At 27.8% G+C, this 22,884-nt stretch carries 17 protein-coding genes; 4 read left to right on the forward strand and 13 right to left on the reverse strand.

What is annotated here, in order from left to right:
* Positions 1-45 precede the first annotated feature (45 nt).
* Positions 46-840 carry a 5'-methylthioadenosine/adenosylhomocysteine nucleosidase gene (locus tag DB318_RS01490; RefSeq protein WP_151060220.1) on the reverse strand — a complete coding sequence of 265 codons (795 nt, stop codon included), beginning with the start codon at positions 838-840 and terminating at the stop codon, positions 46-48.
* Between the two features lie 163 nt (positions 841-1,003).
* On the opposite strand from DB318_RS01490, the gene metG reads away from it, so the two are divergent.
* On the forward strand, positions 1,004-3,178 hold the full coding sequence (metG, locus tag DB318_RS01495) for a methionine--tRNA ligase (protein WP_151074152.1): 2,175 nt from the start codon (positions 1,004-1,006) through the stop codon (positions 3,176-3,178).
* Between the two features lie 9 nt (positions 3,179-3,187).
* Complete coding sequence (locus DB318_RS01500; protein ID WP_151060218.1) at positions 3,188-4,231, forward strand: lipid II:glycine glycyltransferase FemX; 1,044 nt, start codon at positions 3,188-3,190, stop codon at positions 4,229-4,231.
* Here the strand turns inward: DB318_RS01500 and murD are convergent.
* From murD to DB318_RS01515, 3 genes are all read right to left on the reverse strand, one after another.
* Positions 4,228-5,583, reverse strand: coding sequence for a UDP-N-acetylmuramoyl-L-alanine--D-glutamate ligase (gene murD, locus DB318_RS01505; RefSeq protein WP_151060217.1), 1,356 nt, complete (start codon positions 5,581-5,583; stop codon positions 4,228-4,230). The genes DB318_RS01500 and murD overlap by 4 nt on opposite strands.
* 12 nt (positions 5,584-5,595) lie before the next feature.
* Positions 5,596-6,948: an MATE family efflux transporter gene (locus DB318_RS01510; protein ID WP_151060216.1), complete on the reverse strand. Its 1,353-nt coding sequence runs from the start codon at positions 6,946-6,948 to the stop codon at positions 5,596-5,598.
* Positions 6,949-7,112: 164 nt separating this feature from the next.
* Entirely contained in the window at positions 7,113-8,462 is a 1,350-nt protein-coding gene (locus DB318_RS01515) for an MATE family efflux transporter (protein ID WP_151073606.1), read from the reverse strand.
* A gap of 133 nt (positions 8,463-8,595) precedes the next feature.
* Here DB318_RS01515 and DB318_RS01520 point away from each other — a divergent pair, with 133 nt between their 5' ends.
* The gene (locus DB318_RS01520; RefSeq protein WP_151074153.1) at positions 8,596-9,384 is read left to right on the forward strand and encodes a M15 family metallopeptidase; all 789 of its coding nucleotides are present in this window, start codon (positions 8,596-8,598) and stop codon (positions 9,382-9,384) included.
* Here DB318_RS01520 and recG read toward each other — a convergent pair.
* From recG to DB318_RS01545, 5 genes are all read right to left on the reverse strand, one after another.
* Positions 9,381-11,441 (reverse strand): ATP-dependent DNA helicase RecG, encoded by a 2,061-nt coding sequence (recG, locus tag DB318_RS01525; protein WP_151073604.1) that lies wholly within the window; start codon positions 11,439-11,441, stop codon positions 9,381-9,383. The genes DB318_RS01520 and recG overlap by 4 nt on opposite strands.
* Before the next feature lie 10 nt (positions 11,442-11,451).
* Entirely contained in the window at positions 11,452-12,006 is a 555-nt protein-coding gene (locus DB318_RS01530; protein ID WP_151060494.1) for a YggT family protein, read from the reverse strand.
* A 35-nt stretch (positions 12,007-12,041) separates the two neighbouring features.
* Positions 12,042-15,527 carry a DNA polymerase III subunit alpha gene (gene dnaE / locus DB318_RS01535; protein ID WP_151074154.1) on the reverse strand — a complete coding sequence of 1,162 codons (3,486 nt, stop codon included), beginning with the start codon at positions 15,525-15,527 and terminating at the stop codon, positions 12,042-12,044.
* Positions 15,528-15,614: 87 nt separating this feature from the next.
* Complete coding sequence (locus DB318_RS01540; protein WP_151073602.1) at positions 15,615-16,787, reverse strand: methyl-accepting chemotaxis protein; 1,173 nt, start codon at positions 16,785-16,787, stop codon at positions 15,615-15,617.
* 235 nt (positions 16,788-17,022) lie between these two features.
* Complete coding sequence (locus DB318_RS01545; RefSeq protein ID WP_151073601.1) at positions 17,023-17,613, reverse strand: hypothetical protein; 591 nt, start codon at positions 17,611-17,613, stop codon at positions 17,023-17,025.
* Positions 17,614-17,751: 138 nt separating this feature from the next.
* Here DB318_RS01545 and DB318_RS01550 point away from each other — a divergent pair, with 138 nt between their 5' ends.
* Positions 17,752-18,276: a DUF1761 family protein gene (locus tag DB318_RS01550; protein WP_151073600.1), complete on the forward strand. Its 525-nt coding sequence runs from the start codon at positions 17,752-17,754 to the stop codon at positions 18,274-18,276.
* Positions 18,277-18,292: 16 nt separating this feature from the next.
* Here DB318_RS01550 and pyrG read toward each other — a convergent pair whose 3' ends face one another.
* The 4 genes from pyrG to DB318_RS01570 form a co-directional block, all read right to left on the reverse strand.
* On the reverse strand, positions 18,293-19,894 hold the full coding sequence (pyrG, locus tag DB318_RS01555; RefSeq protein ID WP_151060208.1) for a glutamine hydrolyzing CTP synthase: 1,602 nt from the start codon (positions 19,892-19,894) through the stop codon (positions 18,293-18,295).
* A 159-nt stretch (positions 19,895-20,053) separates the two neighbouring features.
* Complete coding sequence (locus DB318_RS01560; protein WP_151074155.1) at positions 20,054-20,905, reverse strand: hypothetical protein; 852 nt, start codon at positions 20,903-20,905, stop codon at positions 20,054-20,056.
* A gap of 3 nt (positions 20,906-20,908) precedes the next feature.
* On the reverse strand, positions 20,909-21,718 hold the full coding sequence (locus DB318_RS01565) for an ATP-binding cassette domain-containing protein (RefSeq protein WP_151074156.1): 810 nt from the start codon (positions 21,716-21,718) through the stop codon (positions 20,909-20,911).
* Between the two features lie 69 nt (positions 21,719-21,787).
* Positions 21,788-22,864 (reverse strand): glycosyltransferase family 2 protein, encoded by a 1,077-nt coding sequence (locus tag DB318_RS01570; protein WP_151060205.1) that lies wholly within the window; start codon positions 22,862-22,864, stop codon positions 21,788-21,790.
* Between the last annotated feature and the right edge of the window lie 20 nt (positions 22,865-22,884).

Raw genomic sequence — 22,884 nt, forward strand, 5'->3', positions numbered from 1 at the left:
CAATGCAAATTAAGAAATGCATAAAAAAACATTTTTATGCATTTCTTAAAGAATTCTTAAAATTTCTTGTACAACTTTAGCTGAATTAAAAGCGGCTAATTTTAAAAATTTACTATATTCAACTTCATTTGCTTTTTTATTTACAATGTCAGATATAGACCTAATAACTATAAAAGGTATATTAAACATATGAGAAACATGTCCTATTGCTGCACCTTCCATCTCAACAGCTATTACATCTTTAAAGTTTCCCATAATCTTGTTAATATAAGTCGGGTCAATAAACTGATCGCCTGTTAATATTAATCCTGAATATGAATTAGAACCTCCAACCTTTGATTTAATGGCCTCTTTGGCCTTATTAACTAAATTTTTATTGGCACTAAATTTTTGGGGTAATCCCGTAAGCTGCCCCATCTTGTATCCAAATCTAGTTAAATCAACATCATGATATGCAACCTCTGAAGACACTACCACATCTCCTACTTTAATATCCTTGTATTTATCACTAATAACACCACCAGCAACTCCAGAATTAATTACATGACTTATATTGTATTTTGACAAAATATAGCTAGTCCACACACCTGCATTAACCTTACCAACTCCACAAAGAATAGTTATAACATTACGATTAGACAACTTCCCCTTTACAATCTTTTTATTAAGACCATACTCCTTAAGCAATATTTCTTCCTTATTAGACATAAGCTTAGTTATCTGCTCAAGCTCAGAATCTATCGCAGTTACTATTAAAACACTGCTATTTTTAGAAAAAGCAACATAGCCGTTTGAAAAAACTAACAAAAAAAGCAAAAATTTTATTAAAAAATTGTTCATAAAATCATACTCCTTATAGTAAAAAAATATATTATATTACTATTTTACAAAATAAAAAATTAAAACTAAGTTACTTTTGAAATAATTTTTGCAAAAGATATTGAAAAAAAATATCCTATCCGTATTACAATATTAATAGCTTAAACAAAAAGGGGAAAACTAAATGAAAAAAATGAATCTGGTTACAGCTGCTCTACCCTATGTTAACAACATTCCTCATCTTGGAAATTTAGTGCAAGTATTGTCAGCCGATGCTTTTGCAAGATATTCTAAAATGTCAGGAATTGAAACTCTTTATGTCTGCGGAACAGATGAATATGGAACAGCCACAGAAACCAAAGCCTTAATTGAAAAAACTACCCCTTTAGAACTTTGCAATAAATATTATGAAATACATAAATCAATTTACAAATGGTTTAATATTGAATTTGATATCTTTGGTCGCACAACCAACAAGCACCATCAAGAAATTGTACAAAATTTTTTCTTAAAATTAGAAAAAAATGGTTATATAAAAGAACGAGAAACTGAACAGTTTTTTTGTAACAAAGATTCAATATTCTTAGCTGATAGATATGTAATAGGAGAATGCCCAGAGTGTCAAAGCATAGCTAAAGGGGATCAGTGCGACAACTGTTCTAAGCTTTTAAATCCAATAGACCTAATAAATCCAAAATGCATAATTTGTAAAAACAAACCTATTTTAAAAAAAACAAACCATCTTTATATAGATCTTCCTAAAATAAAAACAAAACTTGAAAAATGGATAAAAAATTCGACTACTAATAAGAATTGGAATACCAATGCCCTTAAAATGACAAATGCTTTTTTAAGAGATGGTCTTAAAGAAAGAGCAATTACAAGAGATCTAAAATGGGGAATTCCTGTGCCTAAAAAAGGTTATGAGAATAAAGTATTTTATGTCTGGTTTGATGCTCCAATAGGATATATTTCAATTACTAAAAACATTGTAAAAAATTGGAAATCTTGGTGGAAAAATAATGAACAAGTAAATCTTGTACAATTTATTGGAAAAGACAATATATTGTTTCATACAATTATATTCCCTTGCATAGAAATTGGAAGTAAAGAAAATTGGACAATATTAAATCAGCTCTCATCAAGCGAGTACTTAAATTATGAAAATCTTAAATTTTCAAAATCAGAAGGAACAGGAATTTTTGGAAACGATGTTATTAGCACAGGAATCCCTTCTGATATTTGGCGATTCTACGTATATTATAACAGACCTGAAAAGTCTGATTTTCAATTTATGTGGCAAGATCTTATGGAAAGAGTAAATACAGAACTTATTGACAATTTTTCAAACCTTGTCAACAGAGTATTAACATTTCAAAAAAAATTCTTTGGAGATGCAATAGAAATAATAGAAATTCAAAATAAATTTTGGAAACGAATAACACCAAAATATAATAAAATACTAAATCTTTTTAAAAAAACAGAACTAAAATCTGCGCTCAAAGAAATACTTAAAATTTCAGCTCTTGGAAACAAGATATTTCAAGATAACGAACCGTGGAAAAAAAAAGACAACTCTCCACAAGAAACAAAAGAGCTAATCTCAAACTTAATATACCTAATCAGAGATTTATCTATTTTAATGATGCCATTTATTCCCGAAACAAGCAAAAAGATACAACAATTCTTTGGCAACAGTTATCAATTTTCTACAAAAATTCTTGGAACTAAATTGGGGATTAAAAAAATTGAATTCACAGAAATATTATTCAATAAACTAGAACAAAAAAAAATCAACAATTTAAAGCTAAAATATTCGGGGGAGAAATACATGGAAGAAAAAGAAACGCCAGAAAACTTATTTAGAGAAAAAGTGCTCTTAAGAGTCGTAAAAATAAATAAAATAGAAAGAAATCCTGAAGCTAAAAACTTATTCATATTAAAGCTAGATGACGGAACTAATGGAGAAAAACAAATAGTAAGTAGTCTTGAAGGGCATTATACAGAAGAAGAGCTTTTAGGAAAACATATAATAATAGTAGATAATTTAAAGCCTGCAAAATTTAGAGGAATAAAATCTGAAGGAATGTTAGTAGCTGCTGAGGATAAAAATAAAAATTTTAAAGTTATAATCGTAGAAGATTCAATCAAAAATCCTATTGCTGGAGAACGAATAATACTTGAAAACGATCAAAATAAAGATATTGCCTATCCACCTAAAATTAGCATAGATAAATTTTCAAAAGCTAATATAGTAACAGAAAGCGGAGAGCTTAAAATAAATGGAATAAACTTAATATTAGAACATTCTAAGAAAAAAATATTGTCCAAAGATATTCCAAACGGAATAGTTTGCTAAGAGTTACTAATGACTATTAAAAAAATAAAAATAAAAGAAATGGAAGAAAATTATCTTCAAAGCGAATTGTGGGCATTAATAAAAACAACAAAAAACAGAAATTGGAAAGCCATAGCATTTGAAAGTGATATTCTTGGTAAAATCGTTGTAATGCAAAGAAGACTATTTAAAATTTTTTATTTGGCATACATTCCACATCCAGAATTCTCAAACAAAACTCTTGAGAACATTAATATTGAGGAAATCAGCAAAAATATTAAAGAATTTAGCATAAAAATAAAACCTTACTTAAATAAAAATACAATTTTTTTAAGATTCGATTTAATGTATTACTATCAAAGAACACTGAATGACAAATACTGTCCACTAAAAATTAAAATCAAATATCTAAAAAAATCATTTGATGACATACAGCCTTCAAACACAACAATATTAAACTTAAATAATTCTCTTGAAAATATTTTGCTTAACATGAAAAAAAAAACAAGATACAATATAAAGCTCAGCACAAAAAAAAATTTAAATATAATAATAGATGATAAATTTAAACATCTAAATGCATTTTACAATCTTTACAAAGAAACTAGCAAAAGAGATAAATTTACTATCCATTCAGAAGAATATATACAAAACCTAATTGAAATATTCAAACAAGACAAAAATGCTCAAATAAAATTAATAATTGCATTTTATAACAACATAATTGTTTCTGGCATAATAATAGGGATTTATAAGAAAAAAGCAGTATATCTTTATGGGGCTTCCAGCAGAAAATATAGAAATTTAATGCCCAATTATGCAGTTCAATTTAAAGCAATACAAACTTTAAAAAAATTAGGAATAAAAGAATATGATTTTTTAGGAATCCCCCCAATTGCAAATAAAAAACATCCTTTATCTGGTCTTTTTGGTTTTAAAACAGGATTTGGAGGAAATATTATTCACAGAATTGGCTGTTATGATTTTACTTACAAAAATTTTATTTACAAGATTTATGCAAATCTTGAAAAACTCAGATACTTTTATTACAAAATAATAAGAAAAAAAATTTAACCAAGCATATTGACTAAATTTTTGAATTGTAAGCCTCTATCAAACTCATTATTAAAAAGCTCAAAAGAAGCGCTAGCGGGAGAAAATAACACAATGTCACCTGGAGTTGAAATATTGAGAGAATAATTTACTGCATCTCTTAAAGAATCAAATACAAAATATGGTATGTTACTTTTTTCTAAAATCTTAATAATTTTTACAGTTGCACTACCTTTTATCAAAATCCAAGTTTTCACAAGATTTATGATATTATAAAAACTTAAAAAATTAAGTTCTTTATCAGTTCCTCCAACAATTAAGTTAATACAATTATCATTTGTTTTTAAGCTTTTAACAGATAAAACTGTAGAATCAGGAATAGTTGAAGCTGTATCATTATAAAACATTACATTTTGAACTATTTTAACAAACTCTAATCTATGCTCAATGCCTTTAAAATTATTTAAAATATGAAACGTATGATTAAGATCCATATTTAAATAATAAGAAACAAAAAAAGCAATAAGCTTAAAGATCATAAAAACAAACGGTGACTCAGAAAAACTTCCAATTAAGTTATCATTAAAATATACTTTGCCCTTATTACAATAAAAAATATCTCGATCAAAATTACAAGGATTAAATTCAGAAAATAAAATAACTTTGGCTTTTGATTCAAATTTTGAAAAATATTTGTAATAGGCCTTATCCTGAATAATCACAATTCCTGAAGTTTGATTTACAAAAATTTTTGACTTATCAATAATATAGTCATCAAAATTTAAATAATAGTTTTGATGATCGTTATAAATATTTGTAATAATACTAAGAATAGGATTAAAATTCTCTAAAGATTGCAACTGCCAAGAAGAAAGCTCTAAAATTAAAGGAGATAGTCCATCAAGTTGATCAAAAAAGCTCAAAGGAGATACACCAATATTTCCCCCAAGTTTTACCTTTGAATATTTTTTTTTCAAAACCTGATACAAAAGAGACACAAGGGTCGATTTACCTTTAGTACCTGTTACTGCTATTATGGGGTTCTTGTTGAACATTAAAAATAAGCTAATATCTGTTTCAACTCGTTTTGCAAACTTTAAATATTTATTATTGGGTTTAACGCCAGGATTTTTAACAACAATATCAGCTTTTTTAAAATCATTTATATCGTGCTTACCTAAAACATACCGAATTTGATCATCAAACTCTCTTAAAGAATTAATACTTAAGGCTAATTCTGCCTCACTTTTAAGATCAGTAATTACTAACTTTGCCCCATGCTTTAATAAAAATCTAGAAAGAGCTACTCCTCCTCCATTAAGACCTAATCCCATGATTAAAAAATTTAAATTTCTAATTTCGTCTAAACGCACAATAAGATTATATCAAACCCACCAGCTTGTTTTAACAGATTTAATCCACCTTTCACTATAAAAATAAGGAAGTGAAATGGCAAGTTTGATTGCATCCTCAAGAGCTGGAATAAAAACAACAATTTCAAAAGGCAAATTTGTATAATTTGCTAAAAAAAAAGCAATGGGAATAGTATAAATAAATGTTACAGAACCTTCCATAATAGCACCAAAGCTTGGAGATGCTCCCGCACGAAAAAATCCAAAAAGATACTGAAAAGCAAGTGCCATAAAAAAAGCAGAAATAGAAGAATACCTTAAAATAATTCCTATAAGGTGCGAATATTTTAATGTATAAAAAATATAAGGAGCAAAAAATGAAAACACAAATAATACAAAAGATGTTAAAAAAGCAAGTTTAAAGCCGATTTTACCTAAATAGATTGCAACTTTCATGACTTCTTTTTTACTATTATGCATTTCATAGCCCATCATAATATTTAAAGAAATACAAAAAGAATTTATTATATTAAAGATAATAAAATAAACAGAAAAAGATATACTGTAAGCAGCATATTTATGAACATCAATTCCTATAAAAATTGATGTCAATACAAGATAGCCAAAAAACCAAATAAAATCATTTAAAAGGATTGGAATAAAAAATTTAATTAACTGAATAAACGACTTAATATTTACATTTAAATCTTCAAGCTTAAGGTTTAAAATTGAATTTTTGTTAAACACTGTATAAATAAGATATATAATAAGCTCTAAGCTACGAATAACTGTTGTTGCAATAGCAGCTCCAACTACCCCCATATGAAAAACAAAAATAAAAATATAATTTAATATTAGATTTAAAAGCACTGAAAAAACAGAAATGTAAACTTGAAATTTAACAATTTCAACAACTTTAAGAGCATTAGCAACAAGTCCTTTTATGATTGCAAATACGAAAGAAAAAATAGCTATGTTTAAATAAATAGCTCCATAATAAACTGCCTGCACATCATTAGAAATTAATCTAAGTAAAAAAAAAGGATTCACTCTAGAAATCAATATAAATGGAAAAGAAAATAAAATAATAATTAATATACTAATAAAAAATGTATTTCTAAAACTCTTAAAATCGCCTCGATTGTATTGCCTTGTGGCAATTATATTATAAGCTCCTACCATGGCAAACCCAATAGTAACAAAAAGTTCGAAAAATTTATTTGCAAGAGAAACTCCTGCAACAGGATAGTCGCCAATATATGCAACCATAGCATTATCTGTAAGAGAAATAAAATTAAATAAAAAAAACTCAATAGCAGTCGGAATTGCAATTTTTAAAAGATTTTTATAAATTTTATCTTTTTTAACCACACTCAATGAATACATAAATTTCTCCAAATAAAAATCAAGATTTTTGCAAAGAAACTACTAAAATACTACGATAAAACAAAAGGAATTGCTTTTAAAGCAATATAATCTTAATGAATTCTAGAATTCATTAAGATTATTAAAATTTTTATTAACGCCAAATATATCATGCTATCCCATAATCAATCAAGCTCTTCATAATCAATCTCCCGTATCCAATCATCGTGAAAAAATTCAATTATAATAAATACGTTTTTAATGATCTCTTCTGCATTTACAATAAAAACCACTATTGGTAAACTTAAATTTGTATAAAACACTAATAAATAAGCAACTGGAAGCGTATAAAAAACAATTACTCCTGATTCAATAAAAAAACAAACATTTGGTATACCACTAGCCCTAAAAACTCCAACAAGAACTTGCGCCGTAAAAGCTTTAAAAACTACACTGCTTGCAAAAACATAAATAAACACACTAACAAGTTTAGGAGAATTTAAATTACTAAAAATATAAGGTGCAAAACTCGATATTCCAATAAGTAAAATAACTACAAAAATGCCTAAAAGAAAGCCTACAAAAGATAAAAAAAATCCAACCGACCTAACATGTTTCTTATCATAAATCATTAAATGCCCAATAACAACACCTGTTGCAAGTCCCATGCCATGAAGCAATACAAAACAAATGTCAAAAAGATTTGACGCAACAGCAAATGAAGCATATTCAATGCTCCCAACACGAGCATAAAATGCATGCAAAATAGTTATGCTCAAGACCCAAAAAATCTCATGAGATAAAACAGGTATAATTAGTTTCAAATTAGCTCTAGCAACTATCTTTGAAACAAAAAAATCGCTAAACTTAATCCGATAATATGAATCATTACTTAAAAGGCTATATAAAAAGTAAAAAACAAACTCAACAATCCTAGCAAGCACAGTGGCATATGCAGCACCTTTTATTCCCATGCTCAAACCAAAAATAAAAATATAATTAAAAACAATATTTATTAAAACAACAATAGAAGTAACATATAAAGGTATTTTTACCTCTTTAGCACTTTTAAACCCCATAGCTGATAAAAAAGAATATGCCATTAATAAATAAGACCATGAAATAATTTTTAAATACTCTGATCCAAAATTTAAAGAACTCTGATTATCTGTAAATAGTTTGATAATGTTTTTTGGGAAAAAAAATGAAAATATAAAAAAAATTATTCCCACTGTAGTTCCAATTGATAACATATAGGCAAAAGATTGTCTTATTTGAAGAAGCTTCTTTTTTGCAATTGCTTGAGACACATAAGCGCTTAAAGCTGTACCAAGTCCAAACACAATAATAAAAAAAAGAAAAGTTACTCTATTTGCTAAAGAAACTCCTGTAACGTGAAAAGAACCTAAATAAGAGATCATAAAATTATCAAAAAAAGTTACCATTTGAAATAAAAGCGATTCAAAAGCCGTAGGAATAGCTATAATAAATAGCTCTTTTATTATCTGATCATAATTTTTAAACTTTTTGATCATATTCCCTGTACAAACTCCCCTTTATTTATTTCTTTTAACTAAATTTAACCCAATCTAGAATATACATATACACACAATTAAATAATTAGAATTAATTATTTAATTATACTAAAATATACTATAATTAAATATTATGAAATCAATTTATGTTTTATTGCTTCTATTTATTAACCTATCCTTGTTCACCAACGGCATTTCAAAAAAAGACTTAAAAATATTATTAGAGATTACCAAAACAATGAATGAACAGTGTAAAAACTTTATTGAAAAAAATCCCATTCGGTTCTTAAAAGAAATAAAGCCTTTAGTAGATGCAGAAAAAAACAACCTCTTAACTCTAATAAATAAAAAAATACCAATTCCTGTAGATTATAAAGTATCTGATCTGGTAAATGTTAATGATTTTAAAGATCTTAAGAATCTTGGGAAAAAAACTCTTCAAGTAAGAAGAATCTTAATTAAAGATTTAATTCAACTAATAACAGATGCAAAAAAAAATGGAATTGAAATTAAAATCAAATCCGCTTATAGAACTCGAGAATACCAAAAATTTTTATTTGATTACAATGTAAAAACTTATGGCAAAAAAGTTGCAGAAACTCAATCAGCAATTCCAGGTCATTCTCAACATCATATGGGAACAGCAATAGATTTTATAAATCTAGATGATAATTTGCTAAACACAAAAGAAGGAAAATGGCTTTACGAAAATTCTTTAAAATATGGATTTTCTCTTTCCTACCCAAAAGGATCCGAAATAGAAACTGGATATAAAGCAGAGCCTTGGCACTACTTATACATAGGCCCTAAGCCATGCTTTATTCAGAAAAAATATTTCAATAATCTACAATATAAGCTTCTTGAATTCTGGAATCATAACAAAACAAATCTTATTAACTTAATTGAAAAGTACACAAACTAAATACTTCTTCCGACATTCAAATAAGAACAAAAAAGATTGTCTAGCAAGTCAATATCAAACTTATCGTAAGCAGAATTATCATGAAAAAATAAGTTGAGCTCTTCTCGAATCAAGACTATGATATCTCTATCATCAACAAAATTAGCTATTTTTAATTTTAAATATCCTGCTTGCTCAAGCCCAAATAAATTGCCAGGCCCTCTTAACCTTAAATCTTCTTCTGCTATTTTAAATCCATCCAAATTTTCTTTTATGGTTTTCAATCGAAATTTTCCAGTACTTGTTAAAGGCTCTTTATAAAGTAAAAAGAAAAAAGATTGTAAATTACTTCTACCAATACGGCCTCTAATTTGATGCAAGGTAGAAAGCCCAAAACGCTCAGCATGCTCTACCACCATACAAGTTGCATTTGGACAATCAATTCCAACCTCAATAACGCTAGTAGCCACCAAAATATCTACTTTTTTAGAATAAAAATTTTTCATAATTTCTTCTTTTAAATCAGATGGTAACTTAGAATGAAGCATCTCAACAACATATTCGCTAAATACTTCCTTCAATTTTAAATACATATTATTAACATCTTTTAATTCAAATTTTTCCGAAGATGAAATTAATGGATAAACAAAATAAACCTGATGACCCTTTAAAAGCTCTTTTCTTAAAAACTCATAAACTTTATCTTCATTACCATGTTTTGCTAAATAGGTAGTAATAGGCAAACGCCCCTTAGGCAAGGTTCTAATAAACGAAACTTCAAGATCGCCAAAAAGTGTTAACGCAAAGCTTCTAGGAATAGGTGTTGCAGACATTAGAAGCATATCTACCCCTTCTCCTTTATTTTTAAGTTCTTCTCTTTGAGCAACTCCAAATTTATGCTGCTCGTCAATGATAACATATGCTAATTTTTTAAATTCTGTACTTTCGTAAAAAATAGAATGTGTTCCAACTATTAAACCAGAAGTTCCACTTTTAATATTTTCCAGCGCTTGTTCCTTATCTCTTTTTTTTAAACTACCGGTTAAAAGAGTCACTGAAACGTTAAAAGACGACAATATGTTGGATAAATTATCATAATGTTGACGAGCCAAAAGATCGGTAGGAGCCATAAACGCCACCTGATATCCAGCTTCAATTAACGGAAGCCCTGAAAGCAAGGCAACAAGAGTTTTGCCACTTCCAACATCACCTTGAAGCAATCTATTCATTGGCCTAGAAGAGCTAAGATCTGAGAATATCTCATCAACAGAAATTTTTTGATCTTCTGTAAGTTCAAAAGGCAGACTCGAAACAACTCTCTCAAGTAAATCTCTTGATAAATGCTTTTTTTCTCGGAAAAGAACCTTAGAAGATCTATACCTTGAAAAAAACTGAAGCAAGAAAATTTCTCTGTGAATTAAAGTTTTTTTTGCCTTTTCAAGCATTTCTAATGAACTTGGAAAATGAATCTCTTTTAAAGCATCACCCAAAGACAGTAAAGAATACTTTTCCATTAAAAATTTAGGAATATCTGTTTGCCCAAACTTTAAAAAATATTCAAGAGCTTCCTTTACATATAACGAAATCTTCTTTGATGTTAATCCTTCTGTCAAAGAATAAACTGGAAAAATTTTTTTAAACCTTTCAGGATTATCACTAAAAACCTCACTGTCAAAATTAGAACAACTCCATAAACCACTATAATCGTTATAAGTAAATTTAGAATAAATATAGAATTTTTTATCTATTTTAAAAACATTCTCTAAAAAAGCTCTATTGAAAAGTAAAATTTCGAAATGCTCATCATTTACACTTCTAGCTGTTAACTTTAAATTTTTTTTAGAACTATCCCCAAATTTTTTATGCCCAACAACAGTGAACACCGTCATCATATCACAACTTTTAACCTTAGAAAAATCCGGAAAAGTTTGTATATTTTTACGATCCTCATATTTTATAGGAAAAAACTCAATAAGATCTTTAACATTTAAAATTTGTAGATTTTTTAATCTTTCAACCCCTTTCTCACCAAGACCACCTATACCTTTAAGTTCATACTCAAACTCATGTAAAAACATTTTAATCTCCTTAAAAAGGTAAATATCTTTCTAAAGATACAATAGCAAATACAACTTGTTCAATAATAATGATAAATGCTATTATTAAAGCGCTCCCAACAATTAAACGAGAAATATAAGACATATGTTTATCGGTAACTACACCACTTATCCTAGTGGATAAAGGAAGTAAAAATGAATCGACTGTTTTTAAAAAGTCTGAACCTTGAAACAAATTTAAAAGCAATAATAACAATCTCAATAATAAAAAGAAAACTGTAGCAATAAAAATGCTTCTAAATATTCCCCAAACTTCAACAATAAATAAAATAATAAATGTAGAAAGCTTATAATTCCCATAAGCTAACATTCTTTCAAAAATAGTTAGAGTTATTAAAGCTGCAATTGGAGAAAAGTCAAACATACCAAATGTAAAAAAAGGAATTCTTCTGAAAAAAGATAAAAATGGCTCTGTTACAATATGTATAAATCTGAAAAACGCATTAGTACTAATTCCTGAAGACACAAGCCAGCTAAGGATAATCCTAATTAAAATTAAAATCCTATAAATTTGCAAAAATACCATTAAAGTTTCTATTAAAACAACTAACACAGAACCTCCTAATCAACCCAAACATCTTCAACTATCACACACTTTCTCAACTTATCAAGCTTATCTTCATCTGGCTCAAAATTTAAAATTGAATTCATTTTTAATTTTAAATCCTTGCCATTCTCCCTTAAATAAAAATAAACATTTGAAAATCCAGAATTATCCTCAAAATTACTTATACTCTCTTTTAAAGAATTAAGTAATTGCAAGTCATTTAATTTATTATTTAAAAATTTAATATGAATATTATTTACTTTATCTTCAGAGAGTTTCTCAATATTTACAACTTTTTCAACTACAATCGAAAATTTATCTCTGTTAAACGTAAGCCTACCTATAACCCCAATAACATTACCTTCAAGTAAAAAATTCTTATACTTCTCATAACTTTCTGTAAAAACTACAATATCTATTGCGCCTTTAAAATCTTCAATAACTCCAAAAGCCATTTTTGCATTATTTCTTTTGGTTTGAATAACTTTTACTGAATTTAAAATACCAGAAAATTGGACAATGCTATCTTTTTTTGCAGCAAGATCTTTTAAAACATTTAAACTAGAAAAACTATTAATTGCCTTTTTATAAGGATCAAGAGGATGCCCCGACACATAAAATCCTAAAAGTTCTTTTTCAAATCCTAAAAGCTCAGAATAAGAATATTCTTTGAAAACCTGATAATTAAAATTTTGCTGAATTGGGTCTTGACTTTCAAGAACATCAAATAAGCTATTCTGACCAAGCTTTTTATTATTTTTATCTTCTGAAACAACATCAACCAAGCGATCAAGATTTTCAAACAAAGTTTTTCTATTTTGATCCAAACTATCAAAAAGTCCAGATTTTATTGCAGATTCTAAAAATTTCTTATTAATTACTTTATCATCTACACGTCTGACAAAATCCTCAAAAGAACTATATTTGCCGTTTTTTTCTCTTTCGTCAATTATTAAATCAACAACAATTCCTCCAAGATTTTTAATCCCATTAAGTCCATAAGAAATTCCAGAGTCAGTTACACGAAATTCTCTAAATGATCGATTTATATCGGGCTTGAGAACGTTTATACCTATAGCTTTTGATTCCTCAATGTAATAAGAAAGTTTATCATTATTATTGATTTCATTTGTTAAGTTGGCAGCCATAAAATACTCAGGATAATTAGCCTTAAGATACGCGGTTTGATACGCTATTAAAGAATACGCTGCTGCATGCGATTTATTAAATCCATACCCTGAAAAAGGCTTTAAAAGTTCAAAAATTTCACTAGCAATTTCTTTGTCATACCCTTTCTCAACAGCACCTCTTAAAAAGTCGACCTTCATCTCATCCATCTCGTCTTCTTTCTTTTTACCCATAGCACGTCTTAAAATATCGGCCTTGCCAAGAGAAAACCCTCCAATTATTTTTGCAACTTCCATTACTTGTTCTTGATAAACAATAACTCCATAAGTTGGTTTTAAAACCTCCTTTAAATCTGGATGAGGATACTTAATTCTTTTAATACCTTTTTTAGCAGCAATAAATTGGGGAATAAATTGCATAGGACCCGGCCTATAAAGAGCATTTAAGGCTATTAAATCTTCAATATTATCAGGCTTTGCATCTTTTAGAATTTGCTGCATTCCCTCAGATTCAAATTGAAAAACAGACGCACTTTTTCCCTCTCCTAGCATCTTAAAAGTCTTAACATCATTATCTGGAATATTTTTTATTTTAAAATCGGGATTTACACTTCTAATAAGATTTTCTGCATTTTTTATTAAAGTTAATGTTTTCAAACCAAGAAAATCCATTTTAACAAGTCCACATTCTTCAAGCAAATCCATTGTATATTGAGTAGAAACAGAACCTTGCTTATAATCCTTATAAAGAGGCACATAATCGGTTAAAGGGGTTTTAGAAATTACAATTCCTGCAGCATGAGTTGAAGCATGCCTATTCATTCCTTCAAGAACCAATGCAGCATCCATTAATTCTTTATAAACAGGCTTGCTAGTAAAATATTCTTTTAAAGAATTGTCATCTAAAACCTCTTTTAAAGAAACTTTAGGCCCATCAGGAATAAACTTGGTAAGTTCATTCGATTCGGCAAATGGAATATCTAAAACTCTAGCTACGTCTTTAACTACAGCTTTAGGCTTCAAGGTTCCAAAAGTAATTATTTGAGCTACCTTATCTTCTCCATATTTATTGGTAACATATTTTATAATCTCATCTCTGCCTTCAAAACAAAAATCAATATCAAAATCGGGCATAGAAATACGCTCAGGATTTAAAAATCTCTCAAAAAGCAAATTATACTTTAAAGGATCAATATCAGTAATTCTAAGAGCATAAGCTACAATTGAACCAGCACCAGAACCACGCCCAGCTCCAACAGGAATATCGTTGTCATGAGCAAATTTAATAAAATCCCAAACAATCAAAAAATAGCCTTCAAACCCCATTCTAATTATCACGCTCAATTCATAAAAAGCTCTATCTTTTATTTTGCTTGTCAAAGTTTTATATCTAAACTTTAAACCTTCAAGAGTGAGATATTCTAAATATTCACCAAGAGTATTAAATTCAATAGGAATTTGATAATCAGGCAAAATAGGCCCTGGAAAAGTTATTTTAAAATCATCACACTTTTCTGCAATCCTTACAGTATTTTCTAAAGCTTCAGGCAAATCATTAAAAAGTTCACACATTTCCTCTTGAGATTTAATATAAAATTCATTAGTCTCCATTTTCAATCTATTCTCATCGCTTTTCTTAGAGCCAGTGCCAATGCAAACAATGATGTCTTGAGCAACTGCATCTTCTCTATTAACATAATGAGAATCATTAGCTACTGTTAAAGGAACTCCAAGTTCCCTAGAATACTCAACCAACCTTTCATTCACAATGTCTTGAGCTTTAATGCCATGCCTTTGAAGTTCAAGATAAAAATCATTACCAAAAACTTTTTTAAACCAAAGAATTTCATTTTTAGCATCTTCAAATCTATTGGCCAAAATAAGCCTTGGAATGAGTCCTCCAATGCAAGCTGAAGTACAAATCAACCCTTCTGAATATTTTTCAAGATCCTCTTTATCTATTCTTGGGCGATAATAAAACCCTTCAAGATAAGAAATACTTGTTAACTTTAATAGGTTTTTATAACCCAGCTCATTCTTGGCAAGCAAAATTAAATGGTAAGACATTTTTCCAAGATCATCATGTTTTTTTAAAAGCTTAGAAGTTTTTGCCATATAAGCTTCAATACCAATTATTGGCTTAATTCCTGCTTTTTTAGCTTCTTTATAAAATTTAATAGCTCCAAAAAGATTCCCATGATCTGTTAATGCAATATGAGACATATTGCATTTTTTTGCTTTTGATATAATATCTGATATTTTTGCAGCTCCATCTAAAAGAGAATAATCTGAATGAACATGGAGATGAATAAACTTAGCCCTAAAACTCATACCTAAAATTATTCTATCAAAATAAAACTTGATTTTTAACAAACCATAGCCAAATAAATAAAAATTTAAAAGGCCACAATAATTTTAAATCTCTAATTTAAATTATTCCAACAAGCTTTATTAAAACAATCAAGAAAAAATATTAATTCCTTGATTATCTAATTCAATTACCATTTTTTTAATGTGCTCAAATTTTCTGATAATTTCTTCGGATAAACTCTCAGCTTGAGACAAAAAATCTTTAGCTTGCCTTAAACTACTATCATTACGATTCTCCACCCTAAATATAATTAAAATCTCAGCTGCAAACTTATTAATATTTAAATAAGGGATATATACTTCTTCCCACAACTGTTTAATAGCCTCATTTTTGGGGGATAAGCCTTTATAAAACAATCCAAACCCATGCTTGGAAGCATCCGTTTGAATGAATACTGCCCTTTGCCCTTCAACAATTAATCTCAAGTTATTCATCCAAGAAAACTGCTCTGAGATAATAAATTCTAGCTCTTTTAAAAATTCATCATTAGAAAGCACAAAAGTATCAGAACTAATCAAAGAATCACAGTTTTTTGAATAATAAACCATACTAGCATCTATGCTCTCAAGATTTTCAATCAATGAAGAAAATTCCTCTTGACTTCTTGAAAAGCGCTTGAATATGCCCTCAAGATAATTAAGCTGTTCAAGAATCTCAGCAAAGAACTTATCAATATCAATCTGCAAATCCTTAAGGTTATGAGAAATTAAATCTTTAGAAACCTCCTCAATTTCCTTTACAGAAATCATATTCATAACACCTTTTGCCTGATCAGAAAGTCGCTTAATCTCATCTGCAACAACAGAAAATCCTTTACCATATTCTTTAGCTCTTGCAGCTTCAAGCTTTGCATTAAGAGAAATCATATTGGTAGCACCCAAAAAGCTACTTATTGTTTCTAAGCTTCCTTGAATTCCAATAATAACAGAAGATATTTGATTTAGCTTTTCCTTGTTATTTTTATCAAGATCACTAAAAATAACGCCTATCTGATCACGGGCATTATTTGTCATCTTAACAAGAACAGAAAATATATTATCAAAATCTTCTATTCCAGAAAACAAAATTCTTTGTAATGACTCAAATCCTACTTTTAAAGTAGCAATGGAAGCTTTAGTATGATAAAATCCCTTTAGCATTTCCTTAACAGGAGCTTTATATTCATACGTACTCAAATCTTTTTTGTCATTATCGACAATATTTAAAAGGTTTGAATCAAAAGCTTTTTCTTTCTTTTTCTTTAAAAACGAAAATTTTTTCATAAAGGGATTCTACCATAATTTTTTTTTTTTGAATAGAGTAACAAGTACTTAATTTGACACATTATTCCAACTTTAATATCAAATTAAATACTTCAATAAGCAAAAAATATTTTTACATTTAAATAGTAAAAATTAACACTTTGAGATAAGCTTAAGTCTTACCTTAAACCATAAAACCATCTAAAGATACAAATCATTCTCCCCATTTAATTAAATTTACAACCAATATTAAATTTTATTTACCTCTTTTTATCCAAGAGTAACGCCCACTAACCTTATTATACTCAAAAAGAGCATCTCTGTAAGAAAAAAAACATAAGAAAATATTAATAAACTCCTCTAATTTAACCTTAACTTTTGGCAGGTTAAAATCATTATCAAAATTAAAAATATCGTCTGATCCTGTTGTCAATAATTTATCATCCTGCTTGAGAATAACTTTTTTGGGCTGCCAAAAAAGAACATTGTTTTTTTTCTCTTGAAGAAAAAATCTATTAAATTCATAATCAAGATCAACTTGATCAGTTTTTGCTTCAATAATTCCAACAATAACACATCTTTCATGGTCAATTCTTTTAATCAAAACAGCATCCGTAAGAACAACTCTCTCTCCAACTTCAAGAGCAAACTGCTCTTCTATCTCATATTGCTTATTAAAAGAAAGATTTGCAATTTTCCTAAAAAGATTGAGAAGTATGTACTTAGTACTCATTTCTTTGTTACTGATCCTAAGACAAGGAATCTTCATTCTATATTTAAGCTCATCAAAAAAATATTTAACTAGTCTTTTCATTAAAATTGTCTTTCTAATGTCTTCTTCTTTCATCCAATCCTCCTAATAAAAATTGCCAAAAATTAAAACTATTGTACAAATATAATAAAATACAAATAATATTAAAAAATCAAAACATTTGATTATATACCAATTATAATTAAATCATTAGCTAAAATGAAGGAAGAAATTATGTTAATCAAATTTATGTTCTCAAATATTAATCTAATATTAATATTCAGTATAACTTTATTTAAAATATTATTAGAAATAATATACCGAAAAGTATTATTAAAAAAAATAATAGGTAATGTCAATATATTAACTACTCAAAACAAGCAATACAAAATAATTGTTATTGTGGTTTTAGCTTTCAATCATTTACTACAAAGTTTTTTAATCAACGCTCTTATCAATTTGTTCAACAATTTAATAACCCTAACTAACAACTCTCTTGAAAGCTTAACAGACTTAAATTATAATATATTATCTGCAATACTAATATCTAGCATAACTTGGCTTGCATTTAGCCTGCCTAAAGTAATAAACGATATAATCTATGAAAAAATGCCATTCAATTTGACAATAGCTAATGCTTTTTTTGACCTTTTAATAATATTATTACTAACCACATTCTCTAAATTATTTTTAAGCTACAAAATATTACAATTTGAAAACGCTACAAACATTAATTTTGAAAACCTGCCTACTCACTAAGTAAATAAACAGACACTCAAATACAAGCTTTAATTAGCCCTAAAAAAAGCTTGGCTGGATTTTCTATTCTTGTAATAAGTTCTGGATGAAATTGACAAGCTACAAAAAATTTATTTTTGGGAATTTCTATTAATTTTGCTATTTTAAAATCGCTTGAAAAGCCAGATACTATAAGTCCATTCTTTTCAAATAAATCTATATAATCATTATTAACTTCATACCTATGTCTAAATCTTTCAATTATCCTGTCTTGACCATAAAGCTTAAACGCTATTGTATTCTTTTTAAGAATTACAGGATACCCTCCAAGCCTCATTGTAGCACCCTTATCTTTAATTCCCTTTTGATCGGGAAGTAAATGAATAACAGGGCTTTTTAAGGGTTTATCTTTTGCTAAATTTTCCTCCGTATCAGCATCGAGTATTCCACAAACATTGCGAGCAAATTCTATTACAGCAAGCTGCAAGCCAAGACAAATTCCAAGAAATGGAATATTATTCTCCCTAGCATATTTAATAGCAATAATTTTACCTTCATATCCTTTCCCTCCAAAACCGCCGGGAACAATAATGCCATCAAACTGCTTTAAACAAGCTTCCTTTAAATCATTGGAATCAATTAGGGTACTTTTAATAAGTAAATCTAAATTAGCTCCAACATGGACCAAAGACTCTCTAATTGACGCATAAGAATCATCAAGTTCAGCATATTTACCACAAATAGCAATATTAATAATTTTTTTAGGCACAAAAAAATTAGATTTTATAACTCCTACAAGCTTTGAAAGCTCTTCTATTTTTGGATCAACCTTAATATTCAACTTAGAACTTAAAATCTCATGTACACCTTGTTTGTAAAAAGATATAGGAATTTCATAAATACTAGAAACATCAACATTATCAATAATACAAGCGCTCTCAACATTACAAAACATTGCTACTTTTTTTCTGATTTGATCTGTTAATACTTGAGAACTTCTAGCAATAATCAAATCCGGGAAAATACCTGCTTTATTTAAAGTTTTAACACTCTGTTGAGTAGGTTTAGATTTTTGCTCATTAATTCCGGCCGGACTTGGCACATAGGTTAAATGAATAAAAGAAATATTGCAACTTCCAATCTCATGCCTTATTTGCCTTACTGTTTCAATAAATAAAATATTTTCCATATCCCCTACAGTTCCACCAATTTCAATTATCAACATCTCGCTATTTTCAGAACTTGCAATCTGAAAAATTGTAGACTTAATCTCATCAGTAACATGAGGAATAAGCTGAACCGTTCTCCCCAAATATTTACCCTTTCGCTCATTTTCAAGTATCTTTTTGTATATTTTGCCCATTGTAATGTTCCAGCTAGACTTCGCATTAAGATTTAAAAATCTCTCATAATGACCAAAGTCCATATCAACCTCTCCTCCATCATCAAGTACAAAAACTTCTCCATGCTCAACAGGATTAATAGTCCCAGGATCAGTATTTAAATATCCATCACATTTAATGGGAGTAACCTTAAAATCATATCTAAACAACCTTGCAATACTTGCCGATGTAACTCCTTTGCCAATCCCAGAGATCACGCCTCCTGTTATTACTAAAATCTTTAAGTTTTTTTTCATGTATACCCCAAAATTAAACCTTTAAATTTCAAATCAATTAAGCTTTCACTTAAAAAGAACACATAAATAAAACATACTTACTTGCTAAAATAAAAATTATTAATACTCAAGCCAAAAAGCTATTTTTAAGCCCTTGTTTTAAATCTTTTTTTAACCGTTTTAATCATACTTAACAAAGCAATATAATGAGCCTTTAGTTAAATAGTAATAATTAAACATTGCTAAAAAAATTAAAAATCCTAAAATAGCAAACAAATTGCTCTTTTTTCTAATACTTCCAAACTCTACTATTTTAAAATATGAAGCTAAATATAAAAAAAATGCCGAACTATAAACTATTTTTAAAAAAAAATCACCTAAAAATCTATCAAAAGAAAAAATTAAATCTAAAGAACATGGTGAATATTTAAAAATCAAATAAAGAAAAGATGTGAAAGAAAGCAGTAAAACAATAGTTCCTAAAAAAAATATTAAAACCTTAGCCAAAGGATGTGTCTTAAAAGACATTCTAAAAAACATGAAGATTGGAAAAATAGATAAAAAATTAAAATACCTAAAAAAGAAAAAATCAGAAAGATACCTTAATTCTAAAAAGACAGCATTCTCTTCTCTTGCAAAAAATGCACCATCTAGAAATAAAAAAATATTAAGCCCCAAATAATACAAAAATATTAAAATCAAAGGCAACCCAAATAGATATTTAATTAAGTTGAAAAAATAACGTTCAAAAGTTGAAACAGGCAAAGATAAATAAAGAATATTTCTAAACGGATCGTGAATTACTTTGTAGTAATCACACATAGCAAACATTGATATAATCAAGACTAAAACCATAATTTTAGGAACAAAAAATCTTAAAAAATCAGTTGCTGCAAAATTAAAATAAAATCTAACAAGCAAATAAGATATAAATATCATTCCTAAAATTTTAACTATCAATAAAATATAGAATTTTTTATTATAAAAAAAATCAAAATAAAATAAATTTAAAAATCTTTTCAAGCTAAACATCTTTTATTGCCCCCTACTTTTATTTTCAGTAGCATATAAAAAGAAAAATTCAATATCAACAATCTCAGCGCCATTGCTGCTCTCAAAATAAAGCGCTTTAAACCCATCTTTATTTTTCTCATAATATAATTCATTACCATTAAGTTCGCTGATAATTTTAATCTTATAATTTTTATTAATATAAGATACTGAATTAGAAAAAAGAATTGACTTTTCTCCAACAATAATTAAATAATCTATAATTCCTATTAAATCCCTTACATTGTGACCTGTGATAAAAATGACTCTATCATTTAAATTAGAAAGCACATTTCTAAAAGCATTTTTTGAAACAATATCAAGACTATTTGTTGGCTCGTCAAATAATAAACAAGAAACATTTGTGGCTAGAGAAAATGCAATAATACTTTTTTTCTTTTGTCCAAAAGAGGCTGAAGATAAATCAAGAGAAATATCCAGATTAAAATCTAATAAATATTTTTCAAAATCTGAATTATTAAAATTTGGATAAAATCTAGATAAAGCTTTGCTATATTCAGCCAAAGACAATCTAGGAAGTGAAAATTCTTCAGGAACAAAAAATAAATTTACCAAATTCAAAGGATCTCTTGGAAAAGCTGCTAAAGAGTTAAATAAAATCTTTCCTTTTAGTGGCTCTAAAAGCCCACTTATAAGCTTAAGCAAAGTTGTTTTTCCAATTCCATTTTTACCAAGAAGCAAATAAGCTTGGGGGGTCTTGATATTTAAATTTAAATTCGAGTAAACTTCTTTTCCCTTATAGGAAAAGCTTACATTAACAACTTCAATGGCCATAAATACTCCCTTTAATATTAAAGGTCAAAATATAAAAAAATTAATTACTTCTCCCAAAAAACTATAAATTCAATTTTTTATAAACAACTTATAAATAAATATAGAAAAATTTACATAAAGTTTTGAACTAAAATTCCAAATTTTTAGCATAATCCTAGGCAAAATTTGAATTTCGTTAAATCTAAAATTTTTTGAATATTCATAATAATCTTGAAATTCAGACAATCCCTTAATCTCATCAAGAACAGAAATAAGCTTTTCTTTGTAAGCCTTATAAACAAGCTTATCTGAAATATTCCAACCAATAATATAAACCTGCTTAAAAGAAATAAAATAGTAAAATTGCAAGAAAAATCTTTTATATAAATGTTGATATTCGTTAAAAACACCTTCTTTTTTTAACAAAGTTTCTATTATATTAAGAGATAATTTAGCTTTATGTAAAACACTAATAGAAGAGCTCATACTTCCCATTCTTTGGAAATTAGTATAAAAATAATTATTTACAAAAGAAACCTTAGAGGCTTTTAAAAAAATTTGCATAACAAAAACTATATCTTCAAATACTACATTTTGCTGACGAATATTATTTTTTAAGATTAATTCTCGTCTAATCAATTTATCCCATAGCGTTCCAACAACAAAATTCTTCTTTCCAAAAGTTGCATAAACAGTAAAAAGCAAATTTTTAAATGCTTCCTTACCTGTTAATGGATAATTAGGAAAAGGAAGCAGAGATTTTCTTTTTACATTTATTGCAAGAAAATAAATATAAAATTGCGAGCACACAATATCAGAATTGTCTGCCTTTGCCCTATTATATAAAACTTCAAGCATAGTACTCTCTACAGAATCATCACTATCCCAATAAATAACATATTCCCCTTGAGCCTCAGAAAGTCCCCTATCCCTAGAAGCAGGAAGCCCCATATTTTTTTGACTAAAAATTTTAATAAAGCTATACTTATCAGCATATTTTTCTGCTATCTCTAAACTATTATCATAAGAACCATCATTAATTAATATAATTTCTTTATCTTTTAATGTTTGATTAACAGCATCCTTTATCATTGCATCAAGAGTTTCAGCCGAATTAAAAAAACAAATAATAACAGAAACTTTATACTTATGCACAATATCCTCCAAAATAAAAACTGCTAAGTAAA

This window comes from [Borrelia] turdi, from assembly GCF_008828755.2.
Classification (GTDB): domain Bacteria; phylum Spirochaetota; class Spirochaetia; order Borreliales; family Borreliaceae; genus Borreliella; species Borreliella turdi.

Excerpts from the sequence above, each read along its gene's own strand:
- DB318_RS01490 (WP_151060220.1), bottom strand. The coding sequence starts at position 840 with ATGAACAATTTTTTAATAAAATTTTTGCTTTTTTTGTTAGTTTTTTCA.
- metG (WP_151074152.1), top strand. The coding sequence starts at position 1,004 with ATGAAAAAAATGAATCTGGTTACAGCTGCTCTACCCTATGTTAACAAC.
- DB318_RS01500 (WP_151060218.1), top strand. The coding sequence starts at position 3,188 with ATGACTATTAAAAAAATAAAAATAAAAGAAATGGAAGAAAATTATCTT.
- DB318_RS01510 (WP_151060216.1), bottom strand. The coding sequence starts at position 6,948 with ATGTATTCATTGAGTGTGGTTAAAAAAGATAAAATTTATAAAAATCTT.
- DB318_RS01515 (WP_151073606.1), bottom strand. The coding sequence starts at position 8,462 with ATGATCAAAAAGTTTAAAAATTATGATCAGATAATAAAAGAGCTATTT.
- DB318_RS01520 (WP_151074153.1), top strand. The coding sequence starts at position 8,596 with ATGAAATCAATTTATGTTTTATTGCTTCTATTTATTAACCTATCCTTG.
- recG (WP_151073604.1), bottom strand. The coding sequence starts at position 11,441 with ATGTTTTTACATGAGTTTGAGTATGAACTTAAAGGTATAGGTGGTCTT.
- DB318_RS01530 (WP_151060494.1), bottom strand. The coding sequence starts at position 12,006 with ATGGTATTTTTGCAAATTTATAGGATTTTAATTTTAATTAGGATTATC.
- DB318_RS01540 (WP_151073602.1), bottom strand. The coding sequence starts at position 16,787 with ATGAAAAAATTTTCGTTTTTAAAGAAAAAGAAAGAAAAAGCTTTTGAT.
- DB318_RS01545 (WP_151073601.1), bottom strand. The coding sequence starts at position 17,613 with ATGAAAGAAGAAGACATTAGAAAGACAATTTTAATGAAAAGACTAGTT.
- DB318_RS01550 (WP_151073600.1), top strand. The coding sequence starts at position 17,752 with ATGTTAATCAAATTTATGTTCTCAAATATTAATCTAATATTAATATTC.
- pyrG (WP_151060208.1), bottom strand. The coding sequence starts at position 19,894 with ATGAAAAAAAACTTAAAGATTTTAGTAATAACAGGAGGCGTGATCTCT.
- DB318_RS01560 (WP_151074155.1), bottom strand. The coding sequence starts at position 20,905 with ATGTTTAGCTTGAAAAGATTTTTAAATTTATTTTATTTTGATTTTTTT.
- DB318_RS01565 (WP_151074156.1), bottom strand. The coding sequence starts at position 21,718 with ATGGCCATTGAAGTTGTTAATGTAAGCTTTTCCTATAAGGGAAAAGAA.